Source organism: Auritidibacter sp. NML100628 (assembly GCF_003185985.1).
Classification (GTDB): Bacteria; Actinomycetota; Actinomycetes; order Actinomycetales; family Micrococcaceae; genus Auritidibacter; species Auritidibacter ignavus.
Genome location: NZ_QHLP01000005.1, coordinates 123,387 through 143,524 on the forward strand (window position 1 = coordinate 123,387; position 20,138 = coordinate 143,524).

The 20,138-nt window shown below is 62.0% G+C and carries 17 protein-coding genes and 1 pseudogene; 17 read left to right on the top strand and 1 reads right to left on the bottom strand.

Translation table 11 applies throughout. The features are described 5' to 3' along the window. The first annotated feature begins 38 nt into the window (after positions 1 to 38). The 10 genes and pseudogenes from DCC24_RS05625 (at position 39) to DCC24_RS05675 (ending at position 13,232) form a co-directional block, all read left to right on the top strand. Entirely contained in the window at positions 39 to 1,253 is a 1,215-nt protein-coding gene (locus tag DCC24_RS05625; RefSeq protein WP_110098937.1) for a hypothetical protein, read from the top strand. Positions 1,254 to 1,599: 346 nt separating this feature from the next. Continuing rightward, positions 1,600 to 2,103, top strand: a complete 504-nt coding sequence (locus DCC24_RS05630) for a hypothetical protein (protein ID WP_146206287.1) — start codon at positions 1,600 to 1,602, stop codon at positions 2,101 to 2,103. 1,332 nt (positions 2,104 to 3,435) lie between these two features. Continuing rightward, positions 3,436 to 5,229, top strand: a pseudogene (gene asnB / locus DCC24_RS05640) (asparagine synthase (glutamine-hydrolyzing)). A 45-nt stretch (positions 5,230 to 5,274) separates the two neighbouring features. Further along, positions 5,275 to 6,642, top strand: coding sequence for an aspartate aminotransferase family protein (locus DCC24_RS05645; RefSeq protein WP_110098941.1), 1,368 nt, complete (start codon positions 5,275 to 5,277; stop codon positions 6,640 to 6,642). Positions 6,643 to 6,736: 94 nt separating this feature from the next. After that, a complete protein-coding gene (locus tag DCC24_RS05650) occupies positions 6,737 to 7,987 on the top strand; it encodes an LLM class flavin-dependent oxidoreductase (protein WP_110098942.1) in 1,251 nt (416 codons plus the stop codon). 42 nt (positions 7,988 to 8,029) lie between these two features. Continuing rightward, on the top strand, positions 8,030 to 8,734 hold the full coding sequence (locus DCC24_RS05655; RefSeq protein ID WP_146206288.1) for a hypothetical protein: 705 nt from the start codon (positions 8,030 to 8,032) through the stop codon (positions 8,732 to 8,734). Next, positions 8,731 to 9,906 (top strand): 3-deoxy-7-phosphoheptulonate synthase, encoded by a 1,176-nt coding sequence (locus DCC24_RS05660; protein WP_158524606.1) that lies wholly within the window; start codon positions 8,731 to 8,733, stop codon positions 9,904 to 9,906. The genes DCC24_RS05655 and DCC24_RS05660 overlap by 4 nt, the downstream gene beginning before the upstream one ends. Before the next feature lie 51 nt (positions 9,907 to 9,957). Continuing rightward, positions 9,958 to 11,034 carry an AMP-binding protein gene (locus DCC24_RS05665; protein ID WP_110098945.1) on the top strand — a complete coding sequence of 359 codons (1,077 nt, stop codon included), beginning with the start codon at positions 9,958 to 9,960 and terminating at the stop codon, positions 11,032 to 11,034. After that, a complete protein-coding gene (locus DCC24_RS05670) occupies positions 11,034 to 12,422 on the top strand; it encodes an aldehyde dehydrogenase family protein (protein WP_110098946.1) in 1,389 nt (462 codons plus the stop codon). Before DCC24_RS05665 ends, DCC24_RS05670 begins: the two co-directional genes overlap by 1 nt. 78 nt (positions 12,423 to 12,500) lie before the next feature. Next, a complete protein-coding gene (locus DCC24_RS05675) occupies positions 12,501 to 13,232 on the top strand; it encodes a TetR/AcrR family transcriptional regulator (protein WP_110098947.1) in 732 nt (243 codons plus the stop codon). A 30-nt stretch (positions 13,233 to 13,262) separates the two neighbouring features. On the opposite strand, the gene DCC24_RS05680 is transcribed toward DCC24_RS05675, so the two are convergent. Beyond that, entirely contained in the window at positions 13,263 to 14,225 is a 963-nt protein-coding gene (locus DCC24_RS05680; RefSeq protein WP_110098948.1) for a LysR family transcriptional regulator, read from the bottom strand. A 75-nt stretch (positions 14,226 to 14,300) separates the two neighbouring features. On the opposite strand from DCC24_RS05680, the gene DCC24_RS05685 reads away from it, so the two are divergent. The 7 genes from DCC24_RS05685 to DCC24_RS12615 form a co-directional block, all read left to right on the top strand. After that, entirely contained in the window at positions 14,301 to 15,536 is a 1,236-nt protein-coding gene (locus DCC24_RS05685) for an MFS transporter (protein WP_110098949.1), read from the top strand. Further along, complete coding sequence (locus tag DCC24_RS05690) at positions 15,533 to 16,078, top strand: NAD(P)H-dependent oxidoreductase (protein ID WP_158524607.1); 546 nt, start codon at positions 15,533 to 15,535, stop codon at positions 16,076 to 16,078. The genes DCC24_RS05685 and DCC24_RS05690 overlap by 4 nt, the downstream gene beginning before the upstream one ends. A gap of 189 nt (positions 16,079 to 16,267) precedes the next feature. Next, positions 16,268 to 17,263, top strand: coding sequence for a hypothetical protein (locus tag DCC24_RS05695; protein WP_110098951.1), 996 nt, complete (start codon positions 16,268 to 16,270; stop codon positions 17,261 to 17,263). 45 nt (positions 17,264 to 17,308) lie between these two features. After that, the gene (locus DCC24_RS05700) at positions 17,309 to 18,457 is read left to right on the top strand and encodes an MFS transporter (protein WP_110098965.1); all 1,149 of its coding nucleotides are present in this window, start codon (positions 17,309 to 17,311) and stop codon (positions 18,455 to 18,457) included. Positions 18,458 to 18,477: 20 nt separating this feature from the next. Continuing rightward, positions 18,478 to 18,717, top strand: coding sequence for a hypothetical protein (locus tag DCC24_RS11965; RefSeq protein WP_146206289.1), 240 nt, complete (start codon positions 18,478 to 18,480; stop codon positions 18,715 to 18,717). Between the two features lie 42 nt (positions 18,718 to 18,759). Further along, entirely contained in the window at positions 18,760 to 19,632 is an 873-nt protein-coding gene (locus DCC24_RS05705; RefSeq protein WP_110098952.1) for a hypothetical protein, read from the top strand. A 378-nt stretch (positions 19,633 to 20,010) separates the two neighbouring features. Further along, the coding region (locus DCC24_RS12615; RefSeq protein WP_146206290.1) for a transposase at positions 20,011 to 20,138 on the top strand (128 nt) is incomplete at its 3' end.

Here is a 20,138-nt window from a genome sequence, read left to right on the forward strand (position 1 = left end):
GGCGGGGGCACGACGCCTCGTTGAAACGAGTTCCCACCATGATCAAACGACGTGCTCTCATCGCCGCCGTAGCTGCCCTCGGCTTAGGGCTGAGCGGATGCACTCCGCCCACACCTTCCGGATTGGCAGACAACCAGGTGGCTGACACGGAAGCTTCTCTGGGGAATTCAGTCGCTGCGTTCTACCTCAGCCGCCAGTCTGCCGGCTTCACCGGGAAGGCCGGCGATGGCTTCGTCGGCCTCATCGACCCCAAAGGCAACGTCGCTGCCATGAGGACTTCCGGAATGGACAATGGCCAACTGGACTGGGACGAAACAGGAATCGTGTTCGCCGATACCGAGAACGACTACCACTTGGCCGACACCCTGACGAAGACGAAGAGCCCGAAAACGAACTACCAGCAGGCGATTTTCTCAACCGGCGATGGCGGATCTGTCGGTCTTTACAATGACGGGTTCACCGAGGAGGGGTATGTCGAACAACTGGTGACGACTGCGTCCGGGAAGGCGCAGATGAACGAGGTTGAAGGCAACTACTCTGTCACCGGTATCTGCGACGGCAGCATCGTCGGCGCCGCGGAACCCTCGGGGCCATACGCGCAACAAGCGGAAGCGGCGGGCTACACACTCATGGGCGAGTACGAGCTACGGTCACAGATGCTTGCACGACTCGATGCCGAAGCAGGCGAGAAAGAGCAGGTCATCAGCATTCAGGCCATCGACGAGGGGTTGCAGTTCTCCGCGGATGCCCCCTGTGCCGGTGGGCGCTTGTACCACCTAGCAACCCTGGTTCCAGACAGCGACACTCGAGTGCTTGCCCTGCGAGTCTGGGACATAGATAGTGGCGACTTTGAGCAACATGCTCTTACCCTCCCCGACGAAACAGATCCGCTCCTTATCAATGACCTCGGGTTCGAGATCGATGGGTACGACCGCGCATCTCTGCGCGGAGACCGCTTCGATTGGGTGGCCATCGATGGACGAGTGATGTCGACAGACACCTCCGACGGCACCACCACGGAGCTCTTCACGCTCAAGGCCGATGGCTATGACCCTGACAACCCGGTCCGCGCCATCGAGTTCACTGATACGACCCTCGAGGTGCTCACGGTTGACGTCGAAGCGCAGACGGCGCACTTCGTGGCCTACGATCGCGAGAACGGTAAGGAGACCGTCCGGCTCGAAGTCGAAGACATTGCGGAGGCACTGGAAGCCGGCCTAGTCCTGCGAGATATGAGCGTAGCCCCGAAGTAGCCGCAAAAGGCGACTCATGCAACGAGCCCGAGGAGACTTTCCGCCGCGCGCGAGTCAGCTGATCGACATCGCCGGGGCGGAGACTTGATGCTCGTGATGATTCTGTAACAGCGCGATAGGAGCTCTGGAGCACAACTGCAAGCAGCTCGGAGGCTGCCTCGAGGGTGTGACAACGAACGGGTTGCGCCGCTGCTCAGGTCTTGTAGACAGTATCTCTGAGAGGAAGCAGCATAAGGTCGACGATGCCAGTACCGACTGCGAGAACGAGGGTAGAGAAATGGGTCGGCTGAAAGAGCTCCTGGGTGAACGTCAGTTCGTTTTCACCCTTTGGGTATGGATTGGAGGAATGGCCGCAGTACTGTTCTGGTGCGGGGTCGCTCTGGACCAGAACGGACGCGAAACAGCGGCCGCAGGCGGTGCATACCTGGGCTTGCCTGACAGTTTCATGACGGGAGTCGCCGAGGCTGCGACCTGGATGACAGACCGTCGAGAGCTGCTTAGCCCGATCGCCGAGGGGGCCGCTGTCGTTGCCGTTGCAGTCCTGATCTGTTCTCCTCATTCGCGAATGACGTTGCCTAGCGGTCCGGCGGCCGCGACTCTGTACGTGGCGCTGCTCGTCGGGCAGGTCGTTGGCGGATTCTCGTTCTGGCCGTTCTTGATTCTCACGCTCACCTGGGTGCTGCTGTGGTGGCTCTCGAGCGGACGGAAAGGCGGAGAGCGGTTCTGGGGTTTCCATGTCGCCATCGCGGCGACGGAAGTGATTGTGCAGACCTTCTATGTGCCGATCGCGGTGTTCGTCGCGTTCTTGTTCCCGAAGGCGGGCGGGAGGATCAAAGTCGAACTCGTCTGACCCCCCACATCTGAAGCTCCAGTGCCTCGGTTATCGCGGCCGTTCCGGAAGCGTCGGCGCATCGGTGTGAAGTGTAGAGTGATGCCGCTCCCTGACAGAAAGCCGACAGCCTCTCGGCCCTGTCCCAGGAATTGCGCTTTACGAACCGGTCCGCATGGCGCCTTGAGGTGCGAGCCTTGTCCATGCGCACGGCGAAGCCAGTGTTGAGCGCATCTGTGGCCGCACGCAAAAAAATGATGCCGTTCACTGCTCCAAGCCGTCGGGTGGGCGGCCGTTGACCGCACGCGCACCTGCGTCCGCGAGCAACTAAAGCTACCTTGACTCGTGTGTACGCGCCAGAAAGCCCCGTTCTTTTCCTCCCTGATGAGAGACGGGAATCCCGGGGCTTCTTCAAGCCCATAAGCCAGTCGTGCCATCTACGTGCCACTTGTGATCTGAAGCCCTAGTCCTGACCCCAATGCACGTCTGGCACATCCTTAAGATCCCCTGACAGGCCAAGCGCGCCTGCGCATCGAGCTGGGTCCGGTGTCGATAACCATCGCTCTCACCGGCCTGCGGGAGGTCGGGGCGGCTTTGCCAGGGCTCCCTTGCCGATGGAGCCGCCCTCGCCCAAGCATGTACGGCTCGCTAGGTTCCCTCGCCTCCGCACCTGGCGTGGAGGCGAGGGAACAGAATCATCGCGCGGAACCATAACGGCATCGTGACGCCGAGCCCGGGGTTCCCAGATTGGCTGGAGGAACCGTGCCCGCATCGGAACCACGGCGGTCGCCGACGCCTGGAGCATACGGAAGATCACAAGCGCCTGAACGATCAGAAATAGGAGCCAGTCATCCAGCAAGTGCCCGGTGGTGGACCGGACTCGATGACGTGACTAAGACGGCGCGCGGGTCGTCGCGGCGGACCAGCGGGGTCGGAGATCATGCAGTCTGATTGTCGATCGAGAACGACCGTCTACGCGTCGAAGCAGCCCTGTGCAACGCAGCTAACCCTTGCCCTGAACGACTCTAGCCCGGAACTTCGGCGAGGACGGGTGCTGGCGTTGCGTGCGCCGAGGGGGCGGCGGGTTGCCGATCAGGCCTTATGACGGGATGTTACTGGGAGAATCCTGAATGACTTTGACGGATCGTCAGAGTTCGGCCAAAATCGTGTCATGAACCGATTTTCACAGATGCCGCCGAACAGACTCCTTGCCCGAGTGGCCCGTCGCTGCACTCCAGGATGTGACGCGCCCTTCCCGTCCCCAAGCCGCACGGGAGGCCCGTGATGTGTGGGATCACAGGTTGGATCGACCAGCGCGGCCTGCCCTCCGGCGCGGAGACTTCCCTTCGCCGAATGAACGAAACACTGCGCCATCGCGGACCTGACGATGCCGGGTACTGGGCGTCTCGCATCGCCATATTCGGCCACACGAGACTGTCCGTGATCGACATCGAGAAGGGCAGCCAGCCGATGGTGTTCCCTGCTGAGAACCCGGCCGAACCCCGCTTGATCCTCAGCTACAACGGAGAGATCTACAACCACCGGGAGCTGCGAAACCAGTTGATGGCCTGCGGGCGTCGGTTCCACACTATGAGCGACACCGAGGTCCTCCTCAATGCCTGAGCAGAATGGGGACCCAGCGCTGTGGACCGGCTCAACGGCATCTTCGCATTCTCCATCTGGGACACGGAATCGAAGACGGCATGGCTCGTTCGCGACCCGCTCGGCGTCAAGCCCCTGCACTACCACGCCGCAGGCGAAGCTCTGGTATTCGGCTCTGAGATCAAGTCTCTGCTTGCGCACCCGACGATCTCCTCAGACATCGACGACGCGGGAATGCGTCAGCTGCTTCTGCCGCTCCTGAAATTCCCCGGTGAGAATCCCTACCGAGATATTCAGGAAGTCTTGCCCGGACACATCCTCGAATTCTCGCCGCGCGGAGTCCGTCACACACAGTACTGGAACCTCGCCGAGATTCTCGGCCGTCCGAACACCACCGAGAACCCCGAAGAGGCTGCGTCCGCACTATCCGCCCTTCTCCAGGACACGGTGACGCGGCAGACGATCGCTGACGTGCCATTGTGCACATTTCTTTCTGGAGGGCTCGATTCCTCGGCGGTCACCGCCATCGCGAACAGCCTCCGAAACACTGAGCCTGTCTCGTCGTTCTCCGTCGACTTCTCTGATGTAAGCGGCTCCCTCGACTCCCGTTCGGCTCAAGATCGGAGGTATGCGCACGAGGCCGCCGCTTACATCGGCTCGCGCCACCACAACATCGTCCTGGACAGCACTCGTCTTGCCGAGAGCTCGGTGCGCGACGCCGCGCTCCGCGCGCGAGACCTTCCCAATGGCTTCGGGGACCTCGAGACCAGCCTCCTGCTGCTCTGCCGCGAAGTGCGCCGCCATGCCACTGTCGCCCTGTCAGGCGAGGGTGCCGACGAGATCCTCGGCGGTTACCGATGGTTCAACGAACCTGACGCAGTCTGGTCAGACACTTTCCCATGGATGGCCGACACTCCTGCCCACGGACATCTCCACCAGCGTGTACTCGCCACCCTGCGCCCCGACCTCGTCTCCAAGCTCGAACTCAATACCCGTCTGCATGACGAGTACTCCACCGCTCTGAACCGCCTCGAACTTGACCCGGACCTTTCAGAGGCCGATCGTCGGCACCGCGAGATCTCCTACCTGGCGATCACGTACTTCCTGCCGATGCTCCTCGACCGCAACGACCGACTCAGCATGGCCAGCGGCCTTGAGGTCAGAGTGCCATTCTGCGATCCCCGCATCGTCGAACTCGTCGCGACACTGCCACGCAACATCCACAATTCGGGAGGACGAGAGAAGGGGGTCCTCCGCGACGCGATCGGAGAACGGCTGCCCGAAAGCGTCCGAGAACGGACCAAGTCCCCGTATCCGACGACGCCGGACCCCGAGTATTCCAGGATCCTCGAAGCAGATCTGGAAAATGCGCTCGCTGAGCCTCCGGCACAGCTCGCGGAGATCTTCCGACCCGAGGTCCTGCACCCTGACAACGCCACCACATCAGCGCGACATCAAGGGCTCGTCAGCAACTTCGAGAGCGAAGTCATCCTCAACTTCACCTCGTGGTTTCGCCAATACGAACCCAACCTCCCGAGCCACTAGGCCGGCAATCCACGCCTGACGATCTCTCAGTGAAGGAGCACCACAGTGAACGACAATCGCACGCTCGAACAGACACGCGACCACCTCTGGCTGCACTACACGAACCATTCGAACCTCTCCGCGGGCGGTGACGTTCCCGTCATCACCCGCGCTGAGGGCAACTACTTCTGGGACGACCAGGGCCGCCGCTATCTTGACGGCCTCTCTGGTCTCTTCGCCACCAATCTCGGCCACGGCCGCCCCGAACTCGCCGAGGCCGCGGCACAGCAGATCCGCGAGCTCGACTACTTCCCTATCTGGGGGTCCACACACCCGCGCGCCGCGGAACTCGCCGAGGCACTGGCCGACAAGGCCCCAGGGGATCTCAACCGGGTGTTCTTCACCAATAGCGGAAGCGAAAGCGTGGAGACCGCCTGGAAACTCATCAAGCAGTACTTCAAGGCGATCGGCCAGCCCACACGGCACAAGGTCATCAGCCGGGCGCTCTCATATCACGGCACCACTCACGGCGCGCTCTCGATCACCTCGCTACCGCCGCTGCGTGCCCCCTTCGAGCCACTTGTTCCCGGAGCCCGCAAAGTTCCGAACACCGATGCCTACCGCGCACCTGAACACCTTCGCGGCGACGACGAGGCCTTCGGCATCTGGGCGGCCGACCGCATCGCCGAAGCCATCGAGTTCGAAGGGCCCGAGACGATCGCTGCAGTCTTTCTCGAACCTGTGCAGAACTCCGGCGCCGCCATCCCTCCGCCGGCTGGCTACTTCAAGCGAGTCCGCGAGATCGCCGACAAGTACGGTGTCATGCTCGTCGCCGACGAAGTCATCACCGCTATGGGTCGAATCGGAGACTTCTTCGCGATCAATCGCTACGGCATCACGCCCGACATCATCACCGGAGCCAAAGGCATTACGGCCGGATACATTCCGGCCGGCGCCGTCATCGCCAGTGACCGTATCTTCGAACCCTTCACCCAGGCACAGAACACCTTCACGCATGGGCTCACGTTCGGAGGCCACCCCGTCGCCGCAGCCGTCGGCCTCGAAACCCTCAGGGTGTTCGAACGCGAAAAGCTCAACGAGCATGTCCGGGACAACGAACACGCCTTCCGAGACCAACTGGCCAAACTCACCGACTTGCCGATCGTCGGCGACGTCCGGGGAGCCGGCTACTTCTGGGGAGTCGTACTCGTCAAGGACAAAGCTACCCGCGCGCCGTTCACTCCCGAAGACAGGCAACGGCTGTTCGCCCACCTCGCCCCCGCGCTACGGAACAGCGGTCTACACGCCCGGCTCGACGACCGCGGCGACCCGGCCGTGCTTCTTGCCCCGCCGACCACGGCAGGCCCGACGGAGTTCGCGTTCATCGAGCAGGTCCTACGTACGGCACTCTCCGACGCCTGGGCGCGACTGTGAGCCTCCACCGTCGACACGTCCGTCGTACTCGCTGGAAAGGACTTCTACCCCCGTGATACATCTACCAACCCATCAACGGCACGAGCCGCACGCAATGAAGCGGAAGCCTCTCTTCCTCCTCAATGCCCAGTTCCTCACGACCAGTCGCGACTGGCGCACTTCAGGCGGTCAAGACTCCCCATTTGACGTCGGCACCTTCATTCGCCAAGCGCGAAAGGCCGAGGCTGCCGACATCGACGCCGTCTTCGAGGCCGACTTCTCCGGAGTCAACCGAGCAGCACTCCGTTCAGGACCGCCATTGCGAGTGTTCGAGTCGTTCCAGATGTCTGCTCTCGTCGCAGCGTCTACTGAACGGATCGCGGTCATGCCAACGATCTCGACCATGCACGCGCATCCATTCGACTTCGCACGTAGCCTCGCCAGTCTGGACCGGATCTCACAGGGTCGAGCCTGGATCAACATCGTCTCCTCCTTCCGATCCGGTACCGGCCTGGGGCTCTCACACAGCGTGCCCCGCGAACGGCGCCACGAACAGACCGAAGAGTTCGTCAACGTCGCCCGCAGACTCTGGACCAGTTGGCCTCCCGAGGCCAACGAGGCCTCTGCTCGCGGATTCATTCGATCCGAACTGATCACTGATCTCGACCACCACGGCGAGTTCTACGACCAGCCCGGCCCGATCGACATGCCACCGATGTCTCGGGACTTTCCCTTCACCCTCGAAGCCACATCATCGCTGGCCGGAGTCCGCCTGGCAGCCCGCACCGCCGACGCAATCTTCGCCGGCACCCCGACACTAGGAGCAGCCCAGCAACTGCGCGCCATCATGCGGACCGAAGCCGAGAACGCAGGACGCTCCGCCGACGACCTGCTGCTACTGCCTGGAATGTTCGTCAACGTCACCGGATCGGCAGCAGAGGCAGACGCTATCGTCGCGGCAGACCGTCAGCGGATCGAACTCTTCGCCAGAAGCAGCAATGGCATCAGCCAACTGCAAGCGACCTATCCAGGCCTGCACCTCGACGGGCTCAGCAGCAGCGATCCCGTTTCGCCGACCATCCTTCCTGCCGACCCCTCCTCAGTCCTCGCCGAGCACGGCACTCGATACCTTCCGCTCTGGGACCTAGCCCAGCGTCCTGGTCAGACTCTCGGGGAATTCGCCGCCGACGCGTTCTCCCTCGGAGAGCACGCCCGGATGATCGGCACCGCAGAACAGATTGCCAACGAGATCGTCAAATGGTACCGGGAAGACGGAGTTGACGGATTCCAGTTCATCCTCGGCAACGACTTTGACTCACTCTGCGAGCAGATCCTCCCCGCGATCCGGGCAGCCACTGACGACTAATTCGCGCCGATTTTCCGCAAACCCACTGACGAAAGGAACCTCATGTCACAGCCAACTATACAAAGCACACCCGACTGCGGCCAGAGCAGGAACGCACCGGCGGAAGACCGCACTCATCTCTGGCGCCGCAGGTTGTTCGAGGGCGAGGCCGGCCTGACTCGATTCGTTGTCGACGAGCGTGCCGGAGCCCACTTGGAAGAACTCCTTACGGTCAAGCAGGCGATCTTCGACGGACTGCCCGACGACGACAGCGAGGAGGCCGCGTGGAAGGCGGCGTTCTTCCACGCACAAGCGCTGATGGAAGCCTTCGTCGTCAACACCTTCGGCTACGCCGAGCTTTCCCGGTGGGCGGCATCGAACAGTGCGGTCTACGCGAGCGTCGACGCCAGCCCGAAACACTCCGCGTTCGTACCCCTTGAGCGTCTCAATGATCAAGCAGCGCTGTACGACTCCGACACAACCTGGATCGAACATGACGAAGAGCGGGCCGAACTCAACATTCGACACTGCGCGATTTGGGACTACCGCGAAAAGGCCCGGCAGCGAGGAGTCACTCTCACCCTCGACGCACCCTGCGAGTACTGCGTGCCTGCCACCACGGCGATGATCACGAACAAAGGGCTCAATGCCTCCCACGAACTCACCTCGGATGAAGGTGGCCACGGATGCGTGTGGACATCCTCTCGCACTCCCATCGAGAACCCGCGGTCACTGCCTCCAGACTCCCAGAAGCACCCCTCGCCATGACTGCACCAACCTCAACTGCAGACCATCTCACCGCTGAGGTGATTGCCAGAATGCCCGCCGCACAACAACCCCCGTGGCCCGACGCCCAACAAGTCCGTCATGTCCTCAGGAATCTCCCGCAGCAAGGCTTCATCGACGCACTCTCGATCCAGGAACTCTCACAACAGCTGGCCAGAGCACACGATGACGAAAGCCTCGTCCTCCAGCTCGGCGATTGTGTCGAGAACATTGACTCCGATGTCCATGCGGACACTCTCCGCAAACTGCGCTTCATTGACGAGGCCGCAGGTCACCTCTGTCACCCATCGCGCCCAGTGATTCGCGTCGGCCGCCTGGCCGGGCAACACGCCAAACCGCGTTCCAGCGACTTCGAGACCGTCAACGGTCAGACACTGCCCAGCTATCGCGGTCCTGCCGTCAACGATCCGGACCCAACGCCTGCCGCCCGCCTGCCTTCGGCATCCAAACTCGCCCATTCCTGGGCCGCCGCGCAGGCAGGGCACACGGCTGTCGCCGACTACCACCGGGAGCACTCACGAAGACATCGCATTTGGACCAGCCACGAGATGCTCCTCATCGACTACGAGCTCGCTTTCCTCACCTACAACGGCACGAGTTCCTATCTGTCCACGACCCACTGGCCGTGGGTCGGCGCACGCACACGCCAACTCGATGGCGCCCACGTGGCCCTGGCAGCGGCCGTGGACAATCCTGTCAGCGTCAAGGTCGACGCCACCGTCACGCCGGATACCGCCGTTGAGCTCGCCCGTCGAATCAACCCCGATGACGCACCTGGCAAACTCACCTTCATCTCACGGATGGGCCGCCAGGACATCGTCCACCTCGCCGTCCTCGCCCAGGCCATCCGTGAGCGTGCGCCGCGCGTGCTCTGGGTCTGTGACCCCATGCACGGCAACACCGTCTCCACCTCAACCGGGATCAAGACACGCCACGTCGAGCACATCATCGATGAGCTCACCCAGTTCCAGCAGATCCTCCTCGATCAGCGACAGCGACCAGCAGGGATCCACCTGGAAGCAAGTCCCGACAACATCTTCGAGTGCTCCGAGTCCGGCCGCGAGCCCACCCTCGGCCGCACATACACAACCTTGCTCGACCCGAGGCTGAACCATGAACAGACCGTGCGCGTGCTCAGCTCTTGGTTCGCATAAGCGCATGACCCTCACCCATGATCCCCGCCGCAGCAACCAAAGGACTTCACCATGACTTCGACCTTCCACGATCGCCAGGACCAGCTCAGCTCCGACCCTCAGGCCTTCCTGCAAGAAGCACTGCGCTGGCACTTCTCCGAAGACACCGGATCACCTCTGTGGCTGCGGCTCGCCGAAGACCTCGACTTTGACCCCCTCACGGAAATCAAGGACTACCGCGATCTCGCCAGATTCCCCGATATCGCGCAGCACCTGCGGGACAGCCCCGTTGCTGACCTCAAGCCTCGGGGCCTGTCCGAAGGCTCGCCGCCGGCGGTCTACGAGACCGGTGGTACCACTGGCTCGCCGAAACGCCTGCTCTACACCGACTCCTGGATCGCGCGAGCTCTGGAATGGAAACACCAAGAGTTCATCGAGGCAGGATTCCCACTCGGTGCCGACTGGCTCGTGGCCATGCCTTCTGGCCCCCACGCATTTGGCCATACCTCCAGGCTGCAGGCCCACAGGCTCGGATCAGTACTCCACACGATTGACATCGACCCACGCTGGGTCAAGAAGCTCGTCGGGCACGGCAGCGGCGCGGACGCGTATGTCAATCACCTCATCGAGCAGATCGGTCACATCATTCGCACACAGAGGATCGGTGCGGTGACGACGACGCCCCCGATCTTCACCGAGCTCATGCTCCACGACGACCTGATCGATGCGCTGCGGCCATCGCTGCGGTACCTCGGCTTCGCCGGCGCACACCTCGATGAGGACACCCGAACACTCATCGAAGAGTCCTTCCCTGATGTCATCATCCAGAACATCTACGGTAGCACCATGGTGCTCACCACAGCCCGGCTTCGGCAGGAGACCCTCCCCGGCGGCGGAAGCATCTACGACGGGTACCCGCCGTTCGTCACCTTCCACATCGTCGACCCTGACACCCTCGAACCTGTTCCCCTTGGGCAACGTGGCCAAGTCCGTATGAGCCACATCAGCAGCGGAGCATTCATCCCCAACAACCTCGAACGAGACTCCGCCATCCGGATCGCCAGCGCAGGCAGCATCGGCGACGCCCTCGGCGCACCCCAGCCTCTCCAGTCCTTCGAGGGCGAAAACGTCGTTCAAGGAGTGTATTGATGACCCAGGAAACCGTCAGCCCCGTACTCCCGGTCCTCACCCATCGAGGGAAGCGCGACACCCAGGCTCAACAACCGATCTTCGGCGTCGACGGAACAGTCCTTGCGACGACGTCACAAGCGCCCGCCCTGCTCATCGCCCAAGCCATCGCAGCGCAAGCCCGGGCCGAGCAAAGGCCTGCTGGTACGAACCAATCCCGCTTCAACGCGGCCGCCGACGCCTTCTCCAACAGCACCCTCGGCGGCATCACCTTCGAGGAACACTGCCGCCTTGTCAGCGCCGTCTCCGGGCATGGGCCCGAAGTAACACGCACCGCCACCACAGCCGTCGCACGTGCGATCGCCCAGGCCCCTGAACGCGCCGATCAGGCCCGCCCCCGAGGCTCCGCCACCGACTGGACAGACGTACTCGCAGGAGCGGGCAGCGGAGTCTGGGCGCGCCGAGGCTCCACCCTGGGCGTGGTGCTCGCCGGAAACTCGCCGACGATCCAGAACGGATGGCTCCAGGCCCTCGCCCTCGGCTATCAAGTCGCCGTGCGACCTTCCAGACGGGAACCGTTCACCGCATACCGCACCGTCCTTGCCTTGCGAGCTGCCGGATTCAGCGAAACCGAGGCCGTCTACCTTCCCGGGAACCACGACACGGGAGCCGAGATCTTGCGCCGCTGCGACCTGGGCTTCGTATACGGAGGTGACGACATCGTCGCCCGCTACGACTCGACACCGACAGTCAAAGTCCATGGCCCGGGCCGCACCAAGACACTCGTTACGGCCGCATCCAACAACGCACACGCCCTCGCCCAAGTGGCCGACTCGGTCTCCGCGCTGTCAGGAACTGGATGCATCAACACCAGTGCCGTCTACGTCGAAGGCGACCATCAAGCATTTGCAGCCGACCTCGCCAACGAGCTCACTGCTCGGGCACGTCGACGCGCCCTCCACGACGACCATCTAGGACCCCGCGTCCCCGAGACCACCGCGACCATCATCGCCCAACACCTTGAGCGCATGGCCCAACGGGCCACACCCGTCATTCCTCTCTGTGAAGCCATCTCTCCACATCCCGAGGGAGGGGCGGTGCTCGGACCGGCGGTCTTCACTGTCGAATCGGCGGACGACCAGACGTTGGCCACTGAGCTGCCATTCCCTTGCGTGGTCGTCGCCCCCTGGACCCGGCAAGACGGCCATCGCCCACTGCGGAACTCCCTCATCGTCAATGCTATCGCCGACGACGAAGAACTGATCTCCGCGCTTATCGCTGACAGCACAGTGCGCAACGTGTACACGAACACCGCCACCATCGCCAGCACGGGACTCATGCCCCACGAAGACTATGTCGGGACCTTCCTCATGCGGAACAAGGCATTTGCCGACTCCTATCGAGCCTAGACGGCCGCATGAGTTCCTCCTCCACCACCAGCGACGATCCTTGAGAGCCAACCGAGGGGGAGGTATCCTGACCATGCCATGTCGACATCCATCCTGCAGGCGCACCGCCAGAAGACCTATCGAGTTCGCCATCGCGAATTCCTCCTCGCTGCCATCAAACGCATGCGTGTTGACGGGCTGACCTCAGTGAACCTCACCGCCCTTGCATCAGAGAGTGCCTACTCCAAAGGCACGTGGTACAACCACTTCAAATCCGCAGAAGCGCTCTACGTCGAGATCGCCGTAGTGAACGCCGAGCTCCTGCACTCCTACGTCGCAGACATCCGCGACGATCCGACGCTGAAGAGCCATGAGCGGCTTGCCTCTGTCTTCATCTGCGCGGTCGCACACGCCATGACTCACCCAGAAATTTGGATGCTCGGGATCAATGCCCGAATCTGGGATAAGCACTCCCACACCAGTCTCACAGAGCCAGTCGAACGCCTGACACAGTGGGAACGAGCCAGCTACGAGCTCATCCTGCAATTCGCAGTCGAAGCACAAGTCGACGGCTCTCGCACCGCGGACGAAACCACTGAGGCTCTCGACATCGTTCGCGCAGCGGCAGACGGCCTTGGGGTGCTGACGACTGCCACGGCTGAGCACCGGTGGACGCGAGAGGTCACCAATCATCAAACCGGGACGCTCCTCAAGAGCGCACTCGCGGCTGGAGGCTTCCAAACACCGACACAACCGGAAATGGACCGACTGTGCACCCAGAGCTGGGAGAGGATCAGCCGGCATTCGGAGTCCTGGCTCGTGCCTCGGTGATGGCAGCTCCGGCTCGATTCCGTGGAGTTATCAGCTCGTCACCACGGTGGATGTGTCCGGTATCGCTGCAGCGCCACCATCCATGAGGGCCTCTGCAAGCAGACCCGCCAATGCCGGCAGCGTCGGGCCACCGCTATCTTTACGCCAGACCAGAGCCAATTGGCTTGACTCTTCGAGGCCACGCACTGGCACGAAGCTCACATCAGACCGCAGATTGTGCTCTGTTAGAGGCCTGCACACCAGCATTGAGTACTCGCCCGACGCCGTCAACGTCAATCCTTGCTGCACTGAGCTGATCCCGAACGTCGAGAGGATCGGCCGCCCCTCTGGCGTGCTCGCAGGCGTGCGCGCCGCCTTCCAGTAGTCCGGAGCATCCCCCTCTCGGTGAAGCAGATCCACCTCTCCAAGATCTTCGAGATCGATACTCCGGCGGAGAGCGAACGGGTGATCGCTGCTGACAGCAAGGTACTGATCCTGAGGGGGGAAGCGGAATCCCACAACGAGATCCGGATCATGGACTGGCAACTCCGCGATCACGGCGTCCACCTCGTGCTCACTCAAGCTCGAAAAGGGTGAGCCGAGTGGCAGATCGTGACTGCGTACGCTGACTCCGAAGCGCTCGGTCAGCACACGAAAAACCCGTGTGATCTCCTCGTAGACCACGCCGGTGAACCCAACGCGCAGCTCCTGCAACGCCCCCCGGATCATTCGTTCCCGAGCACGGGTGATCGACGTGATCAATCCTCGGTAGTGCGGCTTGACGTCCTTGACAAACTGTTCTCCCAAACGCGTCAGTGACACCCTCCGGCTGGTCCGCTGCACCAGTCGGGCCCCGATCCGACACTCCAGTTGGCCGATCAGCTGCGAGGCACGCGATTGCGAGTAGCCCAGCCGGTCGGCAGTGCGCCCGAAGTGGAGTTCCTCGGACAAGACGATCAAGCACTCAAGCTGCTGCACATGGGCCGGGTTCAAGGTCGACTGCGACTCACTCATATCTATGAGTCTAGCTCATCGTTACGTGAGCGGATCGGCCTTGTTCGCCGGACGTGCCGCAGGTGGAATGGAAGCATGGATTCTCGCCCGTCAACAGCACAGACACAGGAGCAGCGCACGACCCTCACACAGTGGGTCTCGGTCGCCGTGCTCACGCTCAGCACCTTCATCGTCGTCACTTCCGAGATGCTGCCGGTCGGCGTGCTAACTCCGATGGCAGACGGCCTGGGGATCTCAGCCGGCACAGCAGGGACAAGCCTCACCATAACCGGGCTCGTCTCAGCGGTCACTGCCCCAGTCGTACCTCGCCTCCTGGGCAACTTCGACCGCCGCTCGGTCCTCGCCCTGGCCATGGTTGTCCTTGCCATGGGCAACATCCTCACCACGATCTCGACCGGGTTCACTTTGCTGCTCATCTCGCGAGTCATCCTCGGCCTCGGCATGGGTACCGTGTGGGGGATGGCGTCGGCTGTCGCCACCCGACTCGTCGCCCCTCGCAACATCGCACTTGCCGTCTCTTTCGCCGTCAGCGGTGTTGCGTCGGCCTCGGTCTTCGGCGTCCCCCTGGGGACCTTCATCGGTAACGCATTCGGATGGCGAGCGGCCTTCGGTACACTCGCTGGCTTCGCGCTGCTCCTCGCAGCCGCACTCATGTTCGCAATGCCACGCTTGCGCCGCCCCGAGACGTCAGAGAGCCACGATGGCCATGGGAAGACGGCGTCCTTGCTTCGCCCGGCGATCGTCAGCGGACTGATCGTCGTCGTGTTCCTCGTCACCGCTCACTTCGCCGCGTATACATACGTCCGGCCGGTTCTTGAGGTCCAGGGTGGCTTCCCGCCGAACGCAATCGCACTCCTACTTCTCCTGTATGGCGTGTTCGGCCTCGTCGGCAATTTCGCCGCCGGCGCCCTCGCGGGACGACAGCCCAAGCTCACCGTGTTCCTACTCGGCATGGGGGTCACGATCGCGATCATCTTGCTGGCATGGTTCGGAAGCCAGGCACTGCTCACCGGCGTCGCCATCGCGCTCTGGGGCGTCGCCTATGGTGGCCTCGCGGTCGGGGCGCAGCTGTGGATGACTCGGGCGGCCCCAGATCGTATCGAACACATCACCGGCCTTTACGTCGGCATCTTCACGGCCGCCATCGCCCTCGGTGCCCTCCTCGGAGGCGTGCTCGTGGAGAGCATTGGTATCGTGCCGATGCTTTGGACAACTGCCATCCTCGCCGCGATCGCGGTCGTGGTCACCATCGTGGGTCCCGGCCCGGCTGCTTCGCGCGCACAGACGCCCACGAGCAAGGAGCAAGATTGAGCCGCATCGTAATCGTCTCCGGGAGCCCCTCGAACCCGTCAACGACCGACAAGTTCGCCCGAATTGTCGCTGAACGATTTTCGAATCGAGGACATATTGTCGAGGTCTTGGTGCTGCGGGACCTACCCCCGGCGCCGCTTCTCGCCGGCGATAAGGATGAACCAACCATCGCACGCGCGGTTAACAGTCTCTGTGCCGCCGACGCTGTGGTCATCGCCACTCCCGTCTTCAAGGCGACTTATTCCGGGCTTCTCAAGGTGTTCGTCGATCTCCTACCTATGGGCATCTTCTCAGACGTACCAGTTCTTCCCTTCGTGATCGGCGGGTCGAAGGCACACGTCCTCGCCCTTGACTATGGGGTGAAACCACTGCTGTCGATCCTTGGGGCGAGCACGATTGGATCAGGACGGTTCGTGCTGTCCTCCGAGGTCAAGGACGCCGTGGCGCCCGACATAGACGGCTCCGCAGGCGGGCAGGAGGCCTTCGCGGCAATCGATCTGTTCGAACGGGACTTGTGCCTGATTGCGCGAGGACACTCTTGACTGCTCCCTGCATGCGAACGTTTCGGTCTTCCGGACGCAAACTGGCGCACCGGCGCATCACGCGGATGGACCGCGTATTCGGGGCGAGCGCCCGGCGCGGTCCCGGAAGCATCGGCGAGAGGACGGCATTGCGCCCGCGACGGGCCATGTCAATAGCGGCACGATCATGTACTCAAGGAGAAGGACACCATGGTGGACAGCACCGTCAGATATGATCTGGCAGAGAGCGTAAGAGAAGCGCTGGCCTTGCATTGCGGCACGGACCGAGAGCACATTGTCACGTTCGACAATGCAAACAAGTACTCGGCCGCTGACAGCGCCAGCGGTAGTGATGAAGCACTATCGGAAATCTTTGAATTGATGTGGCAACTCAACCGAGACGGACTCGCCAATGATTCACTAGGATCTGCCACGCACGAAGTAGGGTCCTTGCGTCAAGCGCTTGCAAGAGTCACCTCTAAACTGACTGAAACAGTCGGAGACCGACTTTTCAATTACATCGAGCTGGGCCCCGAACCTGCCAAGACCACGTACATCCTTTCTCGCCTCGTCAGCATCGATGCCGATGTGCGCGGATACACGGCTGTCGACATCAACCCAGCGTCCAAACCCACAGTCATCCGAGAGATCAGTGCGGTTCTGGCACGAGACTGCGTTCGTTACCGCGAGCAACTGTTCGAAGACGTCACCCCGGACGATGTTCATACGCCGGGGAAACCCTCGGTGTTCACCATGCTCGGCTTCGAGGAAGGCAACGACCATCCCCAGAACATCGCGACGATACTGTCGCAAATGATGCTTCCCGGGGACTTCCTCATCTCCGAGATGCAGCTGCTGCCACGGGCGGGCTGGCAACCCGTCTTCGACTTCTACGCACTTCCGGCAATGCGACAATTCTCCCAGGCAGTGCTCAGCCGGTACGCGGAGGCTGAGAATTCGAGCTACGGCATCTACCTAGTGCCGGTGGACTTGGGCAAGGACTGGGGGCAAGCCATGGCCGCGGTGACCGCGGAAACGACCACGACCTCCGCAGGCGCCGACACGTCGTGGATCACAAACTACTGCCTCAAGTTCAACCACGATGACTACGTCGCCCATCGCGAACGGACCGGAGACATGGTCGTGCTCGCCCAGGAGGTCACCGCCGACGGGTCGATCGCATTCCAACTATCCAAGAAGATCTGAACCGAGATGCAACCAGGTCCCGACCCAACTGTGGACGACCAGCGAATGTCGTGGTGGCCAATCGCAGTCGTCAGCGCTGGTGTTATCGCTGTCTGCTACGGTTTCGCGCGGTACGCCTATGGGCTCTTCGTGCCCGAGTTCGCGGAGGTGTTCGCTCTCGATGCGACCGGCATCGGCATTCTGGGTGCTGCCTCAACCTTCGGCTATACGGTCGGCCTGATGATCGCACCACCAGTTGCATCAGCCAGCCCCCGCGCCACCACACTGGCGGCCGGGGCATGCGCAACAGTAGGCCTGAGCCTCATGAGCGCCTCGGGGCCTAATGTGGTTCTGTTCGCCGTCGGCCTCCTCACCGCCGGCGCAGGTGCAGGTTTGATCTCTCCGGGAGTCGCCCAACTTATTGGCCGCACTGTGCGTGCTGATGCAGAACCGAGGGCACAGTCGTGGGCGAACACCGGCACCAGCCTGGGACTGGCCATTTCGGCATTCACGCCGACGCTACTGTGTGGCTGGCAGTACATCTGGCTCGGCTTCGGTCTCCTTGCCGCACTCGTCACCACCATTGCTTGGCGGGTCCTGCCCCGTCCTGCGGCCGTGCCAAAGCCCGCAATCAGGCTCGGAATCTCGCTGCGGCGAACCGGGGTATCACTTCTTCTGGCCAACTCCTTCCTGCTCGGTCTCACCAGCGCCCCGTACTGGAACTTCTCCATCGACCGAGTGCAACGCATCGGCCTCGACTCAGAGTATTCGGGGTGGTTTTGGCTGACAATCGGGATAATGGGCCCGCTGGGTGGTGTTGTCGGAGGCCTCGTACACCGACACGGCCTCATCCCAGTCAACGTTGCAACATGGACGCTCTGGGCCGCCGCGATGGCTCTGCTGTCCTTGTCAGCGCCGGGCCTGCCGCTTGCTCTGTTGTCAGCGGGAGTGTTCGGCGCTACCTATATGGGGCTTAGCGGGATCTGCATTCTGTGGGCCGCGCGCCTCTACCCGGAATCCCCGGCGTTGGGGGTCACCCTGTCGTTCCTCGGCCTCGGGGCCGGACAAACGCTTGGTTCCCCGATCGCCGGGCTTGTCGCCGATCATGCCGGCCTCGGCACCGCCTTTGCCGGCACCGCCATCCTCAGTCTTGCAGTGTGGTTTCAGGTGTTTCCAGCGCTCAGGCGAACCTTGCCCGCATTCAGGACTCAATAGGCGAAAATTGGGAGTGCTCCATGACCGCATCCAAGGGCCAGCGCAACCAGTCCGGGCTTGGCATGGCACCGTTGCCGCACGTGGCGGCTCCTCGCCTGTCTCAACTAAGTCGTCCCACGGGGGAAGTCGACATTGTTGAGGCGCGGGAACACCTCAGCTGGTTCCCCACGCTCGGCTTAGTCTTTCCACATGCACAGTCGAGACGTTCCAACGTCGGATCCTTCGTCTGTCCACGACAGATTCCCGTCAACGTCTCGTAGCCATTCGACGGCCGAGGCGGCACAATGACACAAGGAGAGTAAATGCCATCTATTCAGATCGTTCACAAAATGCTCAGCGATAAAGATAGGGGTGAGTTGCTTTTCAATGGAGCGCTTTTGGTGTTCCCCCGACTGCGGAGTCTCAGCGCCTTCCGGGAGCGAGTCGCTGACCTGATCTATAAAGGGTTCGGGGGCGTTGACCCCCTCACCGCACAGGACTCGCTGACGCTCGAAGACCTGGAGAAGATCCTCGGAACTATTCGCCAGACGGTGGAATACGACGATGTGGTGCGTCGGCACGCACTCGCGGCACTGAGCGAGACCGGCGTCGTGCTAGAGGACACCTACTGGGAAAAAGTCAACTTGCGGATGCTTCCTTCAGGGGCCGAACATGCAGCAAGAGGCACGGGATGGCACCGTGACACCTGGGGGTCGAACCTGAACGCCCAGACGAATTGGTGGACACCCATCTTCCCGGTCACAGCAGGAAGGACAATCAGTTTTGCACCCGGATACTGGGGCCGTCCGGTCGCCAACAGCAGCTCCAGCTGGAGTCCAGCCGCCGTTCGGAAGCAGACCGAACCTCTGATCCCCGTGCCCAAAGAGCCGCTTAGCGAGATCGTGGAACTGCCCGCGGTCATCGAGCCCGGCGACCTACTGTGCTTCTCCGGCGCGCAACTTAACCGCAGCACTCCCAACACCACGGGTCTTGCTCGGTTCTCCATCGAGATCCGTACTGTTAACAGTACTGACGTGCAACTTGGCTACGGCGCGGCAAATATTGACGCCCAGACACCCGATAAGCACTACCGTTGGTTCAAACACGTGAACGACGGAAGGGCATTACAAGCACCAACGACACCGCCGCAACGGACAATCAACCTCCGACCGAATTGCTACGGGCGGGCTTCGTGAATCTCCTCGCCGAAATATACCGACCGAAGCAATGTGGAGAAGCTTCACTCGGCCAGCGTCGTGGATTCGAGCACACGTCGCTCTTCGAACATCAATTACGCGTCCCGCGGAGAGCCATCAACCTTCGATACCATCGAGTTTGGAGAAACTGCCTGCGTCGATGCTTCCGGGAGCAGCTCTTGTAACAGAAAGGAACGAAAGTGGGAGTGAAAGTTGTGTGGGAGATTGAGGCTTTCGGGAATCGTGTGCAGGCCTATTCTGAGTGAGTAGTCTTCCAGTTTCTCCACATAAGCTTGAGGTCAAATACCTCTCCGGCGTGAAGGGTGGGGTGTATCAAGGATGTTGGACAGTTTCTCTTGATGGGGAAGGATCAAGAGTATGGCAACATCATCGAGGCGGAAGTTCAGTCCGCAGTTCAAGGCTGAGGCGGTCCAGTTGGTGGTCCAGTCGGATCGGCAGATTGTCGAGGTTGCCGGCGAGCTTGGGCTCAAGCCTGGCACGTTGGG